The 13347-nt window shown below is 42.0% G+C and carries 16 protein-coding genes; 4 read left to right on the top strand and 12 right to left on the bottom strand.

Annotated elements, in window-relative coordinates; all coding sequences use genetic code 11:
- Positions 1 to 65: 65 nt before the first annotated feature.
- From ACJROX_RS15660 to dat, 4 genes are all read right to left on the bottom strand, one after another.
- A complete protein-coding gene (locus ACJROX_RS15660) occupies positions 66 to 617 on the bottom strand; it encodes an N-acetyltransferase family protein (RefSeq protein ID WP_408006147.1) in 552 nt (183 codons plus the stop codon).
- 25 nt (positions 618 to 642) lie between these two features.
- Positions 643 to 1131: a metallophosphoesterase family protein gene (locus ACJROX_RS15655; RefSeq protein WP_408011678.1), complete on the bottom strand. Its 489-nt coding sequence runs from the start codon at positions 1129 to 1131 to the stop codon at positions 643 to 645.
- Positions 1132 to 1161: 30 nt separating this feature from the next.
- Positions 1162 to 2664: a DEAD/DEAH box helicase gene (locus tag ACJROX_RS15650; protein ID WP_408006146.1), complete on the bottom strand. Its 1503-nt coding sequence runs from the start codon at positions 2662 to 2664 to the stop codon at positions 1162 to 1164.
- 507 nt (positions 2665 to 3171) lie between these two features.
- On the bottom strand, positions 3172 to 4020 hold the full coding sequence (dat, locus tag ACJROX_RS15645) for a D-amino-acid transaminase (RefSeq protein ID WP_408006145.1): 849 nt from the start codon (positions 4018 to 4020) through the stop codon (positions 3172 to 3174).
- A gap of 121 nt (positions 4021 to 4141) precedes the next feature.
- Here dat and ACJROX_RS15640 point away from each other — a divergent pair, with 121 nt between their 5' ends.
- Positions 4142 to 5548 (top strand): Na+/H+ antiporter NhaC family protein, encoded by a 1407-nt coding sequence (locus ACJROX_RS15640; protein WP_408006144.1) that lies wholly within the window; start codon positions 4142 to 4144, stop codon positions 5546 to 5548.
- Between the two features lie 5 nt (positions 5549 to 5553).
- Here ACJROX_RS15640 and ACJROX_RS15635 read toward each other — a convergent pair whose 3' ends face one another.
- Positions 5554 to 6429, bottom strand: a complete 876-nt coding sequence (locus tag ACJROX_RS15635; protein WP_408006143.1) for a GDSL-type esterase/lipase family protein — start codon at positions 6427 to 6429, stop codon at positions 5554 to 5556.
- A 236-nt stretch (positions 6430 to 6665) separates the two neighbouring features.
- On the opposite strand from ACJROX_RS15635, the gene ACJROX_RS15630 reads away from it, so the two are divergent.
- Entirely contained in the window at positions 6666 to 6962 is a 297-nt protein-coding gene (locus tag ACJROX_RS15630; protein WP_408006142.1) for a HesB/YadR/YfhF family protein, read from the top strand.
- 109 nt (positions 6963 to 7071) lie between these two features.
- Here ACJROX_RS15630 and ACJROX_RS15625 read toward each other — a convergent pair whose 3' ends face one another.
- The 4 genes from ACJROX_RS15625 to ACJROX_RS15610 form a co-directional block, all read right to left on the bottom strand.
- Entirely contained in the window at positions 7072 to 7377 is a 306-nt protein-coding gene (locus tag ACJROX_RS15625) for a hypothetical protein (RefSeq protein ID WP_408006141.1), read from the bottom strand.
- Positions 7378 to 7407: 30 nt separating this feature from the next.
- Positions 7408 to 7842 carry an acyl-CoA thioesterase gene (locus tag ACJROX_RS15620; protein ID WP_408006140.1) on the bottom strand — a complete coding sequence of 145 codons (435 nt, stop codon included), beginning with the start codon at positions 7840 to 7842 and terminating at the stop codon, positions 7408 to 7410.
- Positions 7843 to 7854: 12 nt separating this feature from the next.
- Positions 7855 to 10197, bottom strand: coding sequence for an AAA family ATPase (locus ACJROX_RS15615; protein WP_408006139.1), 2343 nt, complete (start codon positions 10195 to 10197; stop codon positions 7855 to 7857).
- Between the two features lie 128 nt (positions 10198 to 10325).
- Complete coding sequence (locus tag ACJROX_RS15610) at positions 10326 to 10838, bottom strand: hypothetical protein (RefSeq protein WP_408006138.1); 513 nt, start codon at positions 10836 to 10838, stop codon at positions 10326 to 10328.
- 236 nt (positions 10839 to 11074) lie between these two features.
- On the opposite strand from ACJROX_RS15610, the gene ACJROX_RS15605 reads away from it, so the two are divergent.
- Both ACJROX_RS15605 and ACJROX_RS15600 read left to right on the top strand, forming a co-directional pair.
- Positions 11075 to 11527, top strand: coding sequence for a DUF2935 domain-containing protein (locus tag ACJROX_RS15605; RefSeq protein WP_408006137.1), 453 nt, complete (start codon positions 11075 to 11077; stop codon positions 11525 to 11527).
- Complete coding sequence (locus ACJROX_RS15600; RefSeq protein WP_408006136.1) at positions 11499 to 11882, top strand: DUF2935 domain-containing protein; 384 nt, start codon at positions 11499 to 11501, stop codon at positions 11880 to 11882. Before ACJROX_RS15605 ends, ACJROX_RS15600 begins: the two co-directional genes overlap by 29 nt.
- Before the next feature lie 275 nt (positions 11883 to 12157).
- Here ACJROX_RS15600 and ACJROX_RS15595 read toward each other — a convergent pair whose 3' ends face one another.
- The 3 genes from ACJROX_RS15595 to ACJROX_RS15585 form a co-directional block, all read right to left on the bottom strand.
- Positions 12158 to 12298 (bottom strand): acid-soluble spore protein N, encoded by a 141-nt coding sequence (locus tag ACJROX_RS15595; protein ID WP_408006135.1) that lies wholly within the window; start codon positions 12296 to 12298, stop codon positions 12158 to 12160.
- A gap of 87 nt (positions 12299 to 12385) precedes the next feature.
- Positions 12386 to 12514 carry an FbpB family small basic protein gene (locus tag ACJROX_RS15590; RefSeq protein ID WP_408006134.1) on the bottom strand — a complete coding sequence of 43 codons (129 nt, stop codon included), beginning with the start codon at positions 12512 to 12514 and terminating at the stop codon, positions 12386 to 12388.
- Positions 12515 to 12625: 111 nt separating this feature from the next.
- Positions 12626 to 13324 (bottom strand): thermonuclease family protein, encoded by a 699-nt coding sequence (locus tag ACJROX_RS15585; protein ID WP_408006133.1) that lies wholly within the window; start codon positions 13322 to 13324, stop codon positions 12626 to 12628.
- Between the last annotated feature and the right edge of the window lie 23 nt (positions 13325 to 13347).

The raw sequence follows: 13347 nt of genomic DNA, 5'->3' as shown, positions 1-13347 counted from the left end.
TTGCTGCCCCTGCCAAAACAAAAAAAGATGACCCTAACGATCTTTTCATTTAGAGGTCATCCCTTTTATTTTTTATCAAAGAAATACGCCATATAGATTTCATCCTCATACTCCCCGTTGATACAAAGCTGGTCCTTCTGGGTACCCTCTATTACGAAACCGTATCGTTCATATAGTTTATGGGCGAACGGATTACTCGAAAACACAGTCAGCCACAACTTATAAAGCCCTTCTTTTTCACACCAATCCAGCGCATATTTCATAATGATCTTCCCTATACCGATCCCTTGAACGTCTTCAGAAATCCAGGTACGGAAAACACCACAATGTCGTTTCATCTCAAGTTCTCCACGTAATACGCGAGCAATACCGTGGATGGTCCCATCGACTTCCACTACAGCATACAAGTGTCCTTCTCTTTCAACCTTGTCGATGAAAGCCTGCTCTTCAGAAAGGCTCCGCGTTTTTTCCTTTTGGATATATTCCCGGCTTTCGACGATTGCTTCAGCTGCTTTGATGATTTTTTTTGCGTCTATTTTCACCGCTGGGCGGATGACGACTTGCGCCCCGTTTTTGGCTGAAAAGGTATAGATATGAAGTTCTTGTTTGAGTGACACACCGATTTCCTCCTATTACGACTCTTTAGAGGTAGTGTGTCTCAATTTTGTATGTCTCATTAATTGTGAGCCAGCCATACGAATAATGCTTCTGAAACCGTTTGGCTGTGACAGAGCCAGGGTTGTACAAGACCACACCGTCCAGTTTTTCATGAAACGGAATATGCGAATGACCGAAAACGATAATGTCTGGGCTCTCCCCTTCAAAAGCTCGTAATGCGCGTTCAGGTGTGCTTTTCCCTTTACCAAGATGGCCATGGGTAAGACCGATCGTAATGCCACCGACTGTAAAAAGCTCCTTTGCCGGAAGGCGTTCTTGTAGTTCTTTCGTATCGACATTTCCATATACAGCCTTCACAGGCGCATATTCAAGCAGCCCTTCATAAACATTTTCCTCTACGAAATCACCTGCATGAACAATGAGATCCGCTTTTTTCAATTCAGAAAGAAAAACTTCTGGAAAGGTTTTCCCAGAAGTTTTTAAGTGCGTATCACTGATCAGGATGATCTTCATCAAAAATCACTTCCTGTCTGTTGTATAGAATTATTTATTTATCCGTTGACGATGGGAACGGTGTGAACGGTTTTGACGGTTACTGTTCGAACGGTTACCGCCTCCGTGCCGATTTCCACCGCCAGAACGATTGCCACCGCGGTTGTATGGACGTCCACCTTTGCCCTTGCCTTGGGAATATGGTCGTCGATTCGAAGATTTCTTCTTCGTATCTAACGGCTTGATCGGTGTGATATCTACTGGTGTCTTATCTGGCTCTTTCGTTGCATTCTTCAACGCAGAAGCCACTATTTCGCGTGCATTATACTTTCCAAGCAATTCATCCGCAATTGCATAGTAAGAAGAGAGTTCATCCTTATCAATCGTGTTCGTCAATTGCTCTGCCGCAAAGCGTTGTTGACCTTCCAGCGCGTCATCAGTGGTCGGAATCGATATTTGTTCCATGCGTTTCTTCGTAATTTGTTCAATCGTTTTCAGATGATCGAATTCACGAGAAGTCATGAACGTGATTGCTACCCCTTCTTTTCCGGCACGGCCAGTACGTCCGATACGGTGAACATAGCTTTCCGGGTCTTGAGGGATATCGAAATTGTATACATGGCTTACACCGCTGATGTCAATTCCACGTGCCGCAACGTCTGTTGCAACAAGGATGTCGAGCCGATTCGAACGAAACTTTTTCATGACCCGATCACGTTTTTGCTGAGACAAGTCACCATGAATGCCGTCAGCGGAATAACCCCGCTTGATGAGAGCATCGGTCACTTCATCGACACGCTTTTTCGTACGGCCGAAAATGATTGCCAGTTCTGGTGCCTGGATGTCTAAAAGTCGGCAAAGCACATCGAACTTTTCTTTTTCATGGACTTTGACGTATCGTTGCTCGATTTTTGTTACCGTCATTTCACTTGCTTTCACTTGAACGATGACACGATCCTGCTTCATAAACTGATCTGCAAGCGTTTTGATGGCTTTAGGCATCGTTGCAGAGAAAAGCATCGTTTGGTGTTCTTCAGGAATCTGTCCGAGGATTTCCTTGATATCATCAATGAATCCCATGTTCAGCATTTCGTCTGCTTCATCAAGGACGACTGTCTTCAATTCACCAAGACGGATCGTTTTACGGTTCAGGTGATCAAGAAGACGTCCAGGTGTACCCACAAGGATCTGCGGTCTTTTCTTCAACGCTTTGATCTGAAAGCCGATATGCTGACCTCCATAAATCGGAAGTGTGCGGATCCGTTTGTGCTGACCGATCTTGTTCAACTCTTCAGCGACCTGGATGGCAAGTTCACGAGTCGGTGTCACGATCAGTGCTTGTACGCCTGTTTGATCCTTGTCGATATTTTCAATCATTGGTATCCCGAATGCTGCTGTCTTACCTGTTCCAGTTTGTGCTTGCCCGATTAAGTCTTTTCCTTTGAGAGCAACTGGAATCGCATCTCGCTGAATTGAGGTTGGTTCTTCGAATCCCATGTCATTGATCGCTTTTAATGTACGTGTTTCAATTCCTAAATCTTTAAATGTTGTCAATTCATCTAACTCCTTTTTAGATAGAAGGCAACGTTAGCATTGAATATTGATTTCCGGCTCCTTGCTCACAATCACGTTTTATTGGCAAAGAGAAATACTCTTAAATGAGTTATTTTTTCCAAATATTAATTTCAAGTAGTATTAATCATGGTTTATAACTAACAGTGCCTAGATTAGAATGAGCTTGGTCCGTTTGATAGAGTTGACCAGCTCTTACAGGATGTTCTCACAGTTGTGCCTATGCTTCGTTTTCGCTTGGCATCAGCTATATCCCTTTGGCTAATATTGTCGTTGAAAGTGCCCCGCTTTCAATAATGTAAAGAAAGCCGTTTCCTTTTCACAAATCTCCCTATAACGCCCGAATTTTTAAGGAAATTCATTTCATGAACGTAAAAAGCACTTCCCGAGAAAGCCGGAAGTGCCTCATCATCTTTACAAATAAATATGAGCTGCCGGTTTTTTAATCCAAAGATAAATTTATCATGGACGTATTCGAATTGCAAGAAATCAATTTTTCACACGTTGCAATTGGGCAATGCGCTCATTGAATTTTTCTTGCAATGTTCGTGCCACTTTACCAGGTTCACCGTTGCTCACTTGTGTCCCATCAATTGAGATGACTGGTGTCACTTCCATCGTTGTACTCGAAATGATGACCTCATCTGCATCCATCAATTCGTTTTTCGTGAACGTTTCTTCATGTACTGTAATACCCGTTTCCTTCGCAATATCCAGTACGACTTGCCTTGTAATACCGTTCAGGATAAAATTGTTAGCTGGATGCGTCCAGATCTCACCATTCTTAACGATATATACATTTGTAGAACTACCTTCAGTGACGATATCATTCCGGATGAATATCGATTCATCGCACTTTGTATCCATCGCTTTTTGTTTACCGAGGACGTTACCGAGCAGGTTCAAACTCTTGATATCACACCTCAGCCAACGGATATCCTCTGTGGTGATCGCAGTGATTCCATCTTTCATCTTACTCAGCGGCCGCGGAGACTTTCGGGCATAGGCTACAAGGAATGGGGCCTGCTGTAAAGGAAATTGGTGTGTACGTTCTGCAACACCACGGGTGATTTGTAGATAGACATGTCCGTCTCTTATATCATTAGCCTTTGCTAATTTTTCTAAACGTTCTTTTAAAAGCTCAATCGAGTAAGGAAGCGTCATCTGGATTTCTCTTGCGCTTCGCTCAAGGCGGATCAAATGCTCCTCCATACCGAAATACTGACCATTATAAATCCTCACTACTTCATACACACCATCACCGAATTGATATCCTCTATCCTCGATATCGATTCGTACTTCGGATTGATCTTTCAATTGATCTTGAACTAAAATCATGTGTTCCCCTCCGCTTTCCTCAGTATAATATTTTTTCCGATTCACAAGCTATACAAAGTGACAAATGATACTAAAAAAAAGAATCGTTTAACAGAGCCAAAAGAAAGATAAAGGTGATCCTATGGATGGAAATTGGCTGTCGATTATCCCCTTCTTGTTGGTAATTCCGATCGCTATGGTGACAAAGCAAGTATTGCCCGGCATATTGATTGGACTGATCGCAGGTGCTTATCTGATAAATCCTGCCCCGATCGGCGGGGTTGAAACGATGCTCCAATACTTGGTTACCGCACTAGTGGATGAAAATAATATTAAAATCATCGTTTTTCTGTATGTCTTTTCTGGACTTGTCGGTATGATCAAGGTAGCTGGCGGGATCAAAGGCTTTGTCGAAGCAGCTTCCGAACGGGTTGATACGAAAAGGGAAGCTATACTTTTAACATATGTATCAACAATCGGAACATTCAGTGCACCGAGCTTTCGTTTCGTCACCATCGGCCCGATTATGAGGGCATTGTTGAAACGGGTAAACATGACGAAAAAAGAATTGGGTTTCGTAATCGAGACGACGACTACGCCGATCATCGTACTTATTCCGATTGCCACAGCCTTTGTCGGGTATATGGTATCCGTGGTGGAACTTGGTCTTCACAACCAAAATCTGAAAGGGGATCCTTACAGCCTTTTCATCCAAAGTATACCTTTCAACTTCTTCGCTATTGGAATCTTCCTTGTGGGTATTTATTTAAGCTTTTTCCATCATTCCTCTGATGGGGAGCAGAAAGAGCCGAGAGAGGAAGAATCCGACGAGGAGGATTGGCATAACTGCGATCCAGCCGTGTCTCTCGATTTACCATCTAAACCCTGGAATTTGCTGCTTCCATTAATTTTCGTAATAGGTTTGACATTAATTTTAACATGGTTGGACGGATTTCAGAAAGGATTTAACTTCTTTAAAGCATTCATCAAGGCGGACGTTCTGGATGCGATGGTGATCGCCCTGCTCATTACGACTTTTCTGACCATCATTTATTTTCTGTTTCAAAAATTCGGAATGAAATTGCTCATCGAAAGTTTCGTGTACGGAGGCAACAATTTGATGTCTGTCATCCTGCTGCTATCAGTTATCTGGGGGTTAGCATCCGTTACCGAGGATTTGGGCTTTTCGACATTCATAACTGATCATGCTGGGTGGATCCCTTCGATGTTCGTCCCTCCGATTTTGTTTCTCTTCGGCTGTGCTGTGTCTTATTTCATCGGATCAGCATGGGGGACGTGGGGCATTTTGATGCCCCTCGGAATATCGATGGCCGCGCTTTCGGATGTGTCTTTGCCTCTTGTCATCGGTGCAGTTTTTGCAAGCGGTACTTTTGGGGCGTTCGCTTCTCCATTGAGTGATGATGTAAACACAGTAAGCCGGATCTTGAACCTTCAAGTGATGGAATATGCCCGCTTCAAACTAAAAGCAGCCTTGATCGCCGTCGCAATCTCAGCTGCCTTGTACACAGGTATCACATTTATACTTTAAATATATCATTCATCATCTATGACCAGGTAATTTTGAATCCGCTCAGCAATCATCAAATACCCTTCATGGTTCGGATGAAGTTTATCATTGGCAAAGAGCCTTTCACTGCCTTCCTCTAGAAAAAGATCATTGATCGGGATATATGTCGTATTATCATTGATTTCAGCGACTGTCTGGGCTGTCGAGTTCCAGTCGTTGACCACCCCATCGATTTCTTTTATATCCTGGAAGAAATTGTGGAAAGGATTGAACATGCTCACCAAGTAAATGTTGGCACTAGGGTTCAATGTCCGGATCGTTTGTACGATGACGTAAAGGTTCCTTCTATATCTTTGCTGACCTGTTTCGAACAGATCCATATTCAGACTGAAAAAGTTGTATTCCACAATGTTGAGAATATCATTTCCGCCAATCGTGATGAACACATGGTCAGCTTCTCTGATATGGTTCTGGACATCTTCTTCCTCCATCTTCGCAGCAAGTTTATCACTCGGAAGACCGTGGATGCCGAAATTTTTCAAACTGACCAGATCATCGGAATTTTCCTGGATGTATCTGGCGACTGGGTTGATATAACCCTCTTTCTGTTTGTCCCCGGAGCCTTTCGTCAAAGAATCACCAAGCCCGACAATATGGATGTCTTCAATGACTGTTTCTTCCACTGGCTCATCCTTTGGCTTTTGATCATCCTTCGAATCCTCTTTCTCCTCTTCTTTAGGTGGAGGTTCCTCAACTTGTTCATCTTCTTTCGGAAACTCCTCTTCGATTGAAGGGTTCATTACAGGAGTTGTTGTCGGATTATCCCTGTTCAAAAATAAGATCACACCAAAAACGATGACAAGTGGTATGAGGATGAACAATATCAATTGTTGTTTTTTCATGTTATCCCCTCTATGCGAAACAGTTTATGTTTAAAGTAAGTGATTAGCGAAATTTACAGTCAATCATTCATTAAAATTCATTTTACATTATAAGTATATCGGGTATAAACTCATATATCTATTTTAATATACAAATCGACAAAAATTGCAAATGAGTTGCAAACATGAAACTCCATTGATAAGGTTGAAAAACGATCACATGCAAAAAAATTTCACATATTACAGGAGGGTTCGCCGTGGAATTTTCCATTACAAAGCCTGCAGTCAAATGGTTTATAAAAGAACTTGATCTTTCAGAAGGGGACAATGTACGATTCTTCGCTCGTGTCGGAGGGTGCAGTACTGTCCAGTCTGGTTATTCACTTGGGATTTCTAAAGAAGAACCGATGGAAGCCGGGGAAACGTTCGAATCTGAAGGCATCACGTTTTTTATCGAAAATAAAGATCTCTGGTATTTCAATGATCATGACTTGAAAATTAAGTACAGTAAAAAATATGATGAAATATCATATGATTATTCCGAACACGAATAGATGACTAGAACTCCCTGGATGTATAGGTTCATGGGTGTTTGTTTTCAATATCAATTTATTTTTGTAAAACAGTAAGAAATACCCGCCGCCTGCTTCAGCGCTGGCACTCTTAGTTATCAAGCTTGAACCGGTTGATCTGCTCAAGTTGGTTTTCTGCTTTTAAAATCCTCAGCTGCCTGTCACCGAATAGATCATAATGCGGAAAATCCGCCCGGTGATCGATCCATTCCGGTTTTAAACCATGACGCCGTCCCCAAGCGAAAAGCTTCTCGAGATTGCAACATGCAACCTTTGTGACGGTGTTGCAATCCGGGAAACGCTCATCAATCCAAAAATGGGTCAGATAGGCAATTTCATTTTGTTGGGCTTTCTGTTTCCAAGCTTGTAGTTCTTTTCGTCTGATACCAAAAGCCATGACTGATTTACAGCTCCTCTTACCCTTCTATTAAATTTCTCTTTTGGGTCCCAATGCATTATTTTGATAAGCTTCATGCCAATCAGGCAGAACTTTTTCCATTCTGATCGGTTTGAACGTCTCTTTATTGACGAGAACATGGGTTGATGTCCCCGAAATACATAACTCATCGTTTTCGTTATAGATTCCATAACCATAGACGGATCGAATGCCGTTGTAGTTTTCGAGCCAAGTCCTGATTTCAGCTGTCTCTCCATATTTGAATGGCCTTTTATATGAAATCGAAATATCTGTTACCGGAGCTAAAAAACCGTCTGCCTCCATTTTGGCATAGCTAAATCCGAGATCTTTGATGAATTGGGTTCTGCCCACTTCGAACCATATAAGATAGGTAGCATGATGGACAACACCCATCTGATCAGTTTCAGCATATCTTACATCGACTTGAGTCTGTGATTGATGCATGATTACTTCCCCCTATTTGTATTCTGAAATAGCTGCTTCAAAATCCATTTTTGTGAGTATCGTCAACACAGTTTCATCTTTTGTCATGGATTTTTCGTTCATGATCCTGTCAGCATGCTGCTGGATGGTTGTTTCAATGAGATCAGTGGCAAATCTTCCGTTTCCGTCGATTTTGATTTCCGGCAATCGTTCTTGTAAAAACGTTTCAGATTGTGGATCCCACTCATATCCGTATTTTGCAGAATGGCGTTTCATGATTTCAATCAATTCATCATTGATGTAATCTTCGAAATGGAAGAATTTCTTGAAACGTGAAGACAATCCAGGATTACTGTTGAGCAGTTGCTCCGTTTCCTTAGGGTATCCCGCTAAAACGACAACCAAATTTTCATTGTGCTTCGTCATTTCCTCAACAAGCGTATTGATCGCTTCTTTACCGAAATCCATTCCCTGGCCTGTGAACAATGAATAGGCTTCATCTATGAATAGAACGCCGCCTAACGCTTCACGCACTTTCCTTTTCGTTTTGAGAGCGGTTTGACCTGTATACCCTGCTACAAGGTCCGACCGTCCTGCAACGACAAGATGCCCTCTTTTCAAGAAACCTTTCTTTTTTAAAAGGTTCGCATATATCGAGGCAACTGTTGTTTTTCCTGTCCCGGGATTCCCCACGAAAACAGAGTGAAGCTGGATCGGTACAGTGGGAAGCTCCAGATCCCGGCGTTTTTGCTGTACCTCTATAAATGAGCTCAGGATCTTCATTTCTTGCTTGATTTCGTCTAGTCCGACGAGCTCAGATAGCTGGTCATCTGGATCCTCATAGAAGGAAGGCGTATCAATTTGTACGTCCTCCTTATTGATTTGTGTGTAATCTTCCAGCGTTGCTTCTGTATCGGATGAAAGGTTTGCACCCTTATGAAAAATGACATCCAGTACAAGATCCCTGACCGTCCTCGCATTCCCGAATGTATCATCAACACGTGCATGATCGATCTTTTCATCCATTCGGTTGAGGGCTGCTTGTGTAAACGTATAATCATTCTCGAAGGCGACCTTTTCAGCGATCCTCAGAAGCTCCTCGTTACTGTAGTCAGGAAGGTAGATATGGTTGCTGTGAGGAAAACGGCTATGCAGACCTGGATTTGAATGAAGGAACTGCCTCATCTCTTCAGGATACCCTGCTAAAATGACAGCGAACTTCCCTGCGTATTCACCGCTTGTCATTGCTGATACGAGTGTGTCGATCGCTGTTTGACCGTAATCGTTCCCGGAAGCCCCCTCACGCTTCAGGCTGTATGCTTCATCGATGAACAGTACACCACCTAAAGCACGGTGGATCATTTTCATTGTATTTTCTTCGGTTTGGCCGACATACGCACCGACAAGCTGGGATCGATCAGCCTCTATGACCTCACTCTTTGGAAGCAGACCTAGATCATAGTAAAGCTTTGCAAGTAATCGGGCGATCGTCGTCTTTCCTGTCCCAGGTTGACCGGTAAGAACCATATTCAAACTTAACTCATCTTTCATGTGAAAGCCTTGCTGCTGACGGCGCTTTTGAAATTGTAAAAACCGGTAGAGCTTGTGTACCCGCTCTTTCACTTCTTCCATTCCGATCATTTCGTTCAACTGCACGAGGGCAGTACTATGATCGTTCGCCGACGAACCTTCCTCGAGCCATCCTTCCTTGATCGTCAATATATCGCTGATAAGCTGTTTCATCTCATTTTGCAGAGCAGACGGATGAAACGAACCAGATAATGATGAACGGTATTCTTCAGCTACAACGATCAGTCGATCAATCACCGTAAACAAGTTATCTGCTTCCTGCTTTTTTTGTTGTGCTGCATCCAGCTTCGCTTTGTCTCCAAGTACCTCCGCAGCATGAATGCTTTTAATAATCAAGCTGTTGATTCTCTCTTCTTTTTTTAGTACGCTTTTTGCTGTTTCAATCGAATCATCTGCCGCTTTTCTCTTCGCGGGGACATTATCCGTTTCCCTGATTCTCGGAAATTGCAGCAGATCAATCCATTCCTCTATTTCAACGGTTGCTGTTTTAAAACCCATTTCATTGACGAGACGATCTTCTCGTGCGAAAGTTTCGGCTTGCTCGATTCTTTGTTTCATTGCATCATCAATCAGACCTGTCCGCTCCAACCTCACTTTCACGATCATAGCGTTCAATTGACCGATCAGCTGTGCCGTCTCATCGGCAGCTTCATCAGCATGATGCTTTTCGACGATCTGCAGCTTCTTTAAAAGGTCGATTTCCGCATTCGGAGAAAATTCTTTTCCGTTATGGATTTCTAGTATTTGTTTTTTTATATCATCAATTTCATTACGATTCGCATTCAATTTATTTCACCACCTGAAACATACCAATCAAACCCATTATATCATACAGACCATGGGTTCTTCCGACTTCACACTCATGGACCAATTGAAAAAGCCATCACGCACAGTGACAGCTTTTCATTGTAATGTTATGAAGTTTCCAGCATGATCGGTGTCGTGTTTTCAACGGATAATTCACATGCCTCTTTCAAGTTGTTCCAGTACCTGACGACTGATTCATCTTCCTCTTCCATCATCGCGAGCTCCAACCATCCGAGTTCCTCTAAGAGGCGAACGGATGAACCTATCCATACCTTCTTGTCACCAATCGGTATGTAAAATGGCTTTTCGAATCGGAACGGGAGATAGATCCCTGTGTCGTTCGGATGTAAGATGATGTGCTGATAGATCGTACCTTTTGTAAGTTTTGCATAAAGCAAAAGAACCCCGTCATTCTTTGCGGTTTTCTTCCTGAAATTCTGTAAAGTCTGTGTATCACCTAAATCGATCGATGCTATCGGTGAATCCCAATTAAGCTGTTCTTTAAAAGGGATGAGATGTCCTAACCGTTGCATTTGTATTTCAAGTTTACGGTAAAACGGATCTTTATCTTCTTTATTTCGTGATACATCTAGTGGTTGTATTATTGCTTGGACTGTCATTACTTCCACTCCTCCCCAATCGTTCATAATAACTTTCGTATAGGGGCCACTTTTAGCGACGGCTTTTTCGACATTTTTTTCATTTATGCAACCAGAAACCATAGGAAATAGAATCCTTTTTCAGTAGATTTTCAGGAATATCCTTTTGCTAACATAATTTCTCATCCTAAATACATATCATGGTAAGGGAGAAGTTGTTTTTTGAGGATGAATGAATCTTCTATCAAGGGGGGCCAATGGCAAAGAGAATTTCAGTCTGGGAAGAACACGCATTTTGGTTGGAAATATTAGGTGATCATGCTCATTTTTTACGGGATTACCTATCACCAACTGAAGGTAGATGGGTCGATCTAGCAAATCAATATATTCAAGCTTTCAATTATTTAAGACAAAAACTTCAACTTATCAATCAGAATCTGCCACCCTCTTCACCTGCCATGATTGAAATGGCAAAGGAAATTCAACCAGTGGCAGAAGGTTATTATAAGTTTGAAGGCTATATGCAAAAGTTGCGGATCTTGAATCAAGTAAACTTGAACCTTACACCAACCTACTTGAACGGAACCTTAAACGAAAACCAAGAGTATCTCCGTCTACTCATGTTCTATATTCACGGAAAAAATGCGGAAGAACTGTCACTGGTTGATACTGGATCTTTGGTTGGAAGATCAATTGGGGCATGCAATTAATACATTGGATCCAATTGAGTCACTATTACTGAATGAAGCTGAAAAATTCTCGAATGTGTTCCGGTCTCTTATGTTGAAGAATGAAGTCATCAAAGGGTACTTACGATTCATTCATGCTGGATTTCCTGGGCAAAGGGAACTAGCAAAAGAGTCTGCTGAAGCTGTCTATGGATTTTCAAAATTGGTCGAAAGAGTGGTTGATTTATATAAGAATGATAAAGTATTCAACAGAGCAACGCTGCGTTTTTTACAGCACCACTTTCCTGAATCATGCTACTTTCTGAGAAAATTATATAACTATACACCTGGTTTATTTCAAGAGCCTGATTGTCAGTTAACAACATACCGGATATAAAGGGTTGACTCAAAGCGTTGAAATGCGAATGAGTCATCCTTTTTTAATTTTCAAATTTGCGTGGAATCTACTATCGGAGGAAATGATCTTGGAAAAAGTTCTATCATAGGCTGAATAAATACATACCGATCCCAAAACGTAAAAAACTTTGAGTCAGACGTTTCAGGTTTCGGTATGGTCACGGATCATACTTATGGGAATTCCATCCTAAGTTGGAAAGATGTCTGATCTAAATACTCTGATCAAAGGACTTCAGAAACATCGGATTCGTTCTGTCACCCCTTCGGAGGTACATAGTCAGGTTTCTCATTCGATTTGTTGCTCATTTGCTTACCTTTGTTCCCGCCAGCTTCTCTTGGCTGAGTACCAAGATGGTTCGGAACGAATTCCTCAGGATGACGTTTCGGATTGCTCATTGATCCAGCCTCCCTTCATTACTAGCCTGCCCAACTTCATGATCGATTATGGCTTAAAAAAAGAAAAAAGCAGGACATGTCCTACTTTCATCCGTTTTTCAGATGTCTGTTTTCAAGCTTGATTTCAAGCCTCTCCATTGCCTCCTGATCTTTCAGAAGCTCTTGCTTGTTTGCATTCACAAGTTCCTTGAATGATTGCTTATTGCTTTTCCGCATATGTACCCTCCTCGCACAAAACTCGACTATTGATACAATTATTCCCAGGTACCTGCCGTTTTATTCAAATTATCTGAAAGTTTTTGAATTTGTCCGTAGGAGATGCAAAAATTATCTTTGGGACCGTCTGAAGCCTGCATCCTTCGCTTCGGATTCACTGCAAAACACTTCTTCGGGCTTTGTGATTTCATAATATTGGCTATCCGGCATGTGATAGATCTTTTCACCATCCGAATTGATGTTGCCTTTTATGTTGCAGGAGGAATCTTTTTGTTTCGAAGATTCCTGTTCATTCGCATGCTCATCTCCATAGCCATCCTCAGTTACGTAATTCTCGATGCTCCATATCCCAATTTCCTTTTGCTGTGCACCTCTCTGAATTTCTTGAAACCGGTCTACGTATTTCGTGTTTGGCGGAAAAATATAAGCTACTCTCGCCAGCCCTTTTTCAAGGAGCATTTCATTCAGCATATTTCCATCGAGATCATAAGCATATGCTAAAATCCGGCCGTATTTGTCACGCTCTGAAACATCCAGTTCAAGCTTTACTCGTTTTCCTGCGAGTTTTTCCTTTATGAAATTATTCGCTTCTTTTCCAAAAGGCTGCTCGGGTTTATTTGGATGTACAGTCTCTGGAGTATCGACCAACAACAGCCGGATCGTTTCTTCTTCCCCTTCGTAATCCACCTTGAAGGTATCGCCGTCTACCACTTTCGTTACTTTGTATGAGCCATCAGGAGTTGCATCCGAACAACCTGCAAAAAGCAAAACAAACAAGATCAGGCTGAGTATGTATATCAAATTTTTCAAGCTATGTTCTCTCCTTCTATGTA

Source organism: Pseudalkalibacillus sp. A8 (assembly GCF_045920555.1).
GTDB lineage: Bacteria > Bacillota > Bacilli > Bacillales > Fictibacillaceae > Pseudalkalibacillus.
Note: the sequence above shows the minus strand (reverse complement) of the source record. Positions and strands in the feature narration are given on the sequence as shown.

Excerpts from the sequence above, each read along its gene's own strand:
- ACJROX_RS15625 (WP_408006141.1), bottom strand. The coding sequence starts at position 7,377 with ATGGCTTTTGGTATCAGACGAAAAGAACTACAAGCTTGGAAACAGAAA.
- ACJROX_RS15635 (WP_408006143.1), bottom strand. The coding sequence starts at position 6,429 with ATGAAAAAACAACAATTGATATTGTTCATCCTCATACCACTTGTCATC.
- ACJROX_RS15640 (WP_408006144.1), top strand. The coding sequence starts at position 4,142 with ATGGATGGAAATTGGCTGTCGATTATCCCCTTCTTGTTGGTAATTCCG.
- ACJROX_RS15590 (WP_408006134.1), bottom strand. The coding sequence starts at position 12,514 with ATGCGGAAAAGCAATAAGCAATCATTCAAGGAACTTGTGAATGCAAAC.
- ACJROX_RS15605 (WP_408006137.1), top strand. The coding sequence starts at position 11,075 with ATGGCAAAGAGAATTTCAGTCTGGGAAGAACACGCATTTTGGTTGGAA.
- ACJROX_RS15595 (WP_408006135.1), bottom strand. The coding sequence starts at position 12,298 with ATGAGCAATCCGAAACGTCATCCTGAGGAATTCGTTCCGAACCATCTT.
- ACJROX_RS15655 (WP_408011678.1), bottom strand. The coding sequence starts at position 1,131 with ATGAAGATCATCCTGATCAGTGATACGCACTTAAAAACTTCTGGGAAA.
- dat (WP_408006145.1), bottom strand. The coding sequence starts at position 4,020 with ATGATTTTAGTTCAAGATCAATTGAAAGATCAATCCGAAGTACGAATC.
- ACJROX_RS15620 (WP_408006140.1), bottom strand. The coding sequence starts at position 7,842 with ATGCATCAATCACAGACTCAAGTCGATGTAAGATATGCTGAAACTGAT.
- ACJROX_RS15610 (WP_408006138.1), bottom strand. The coding sequence starts at position 10,838 with ATGACAGTCCAAGCAATAATACAACCACTAGATGTATCACGAAATAAA.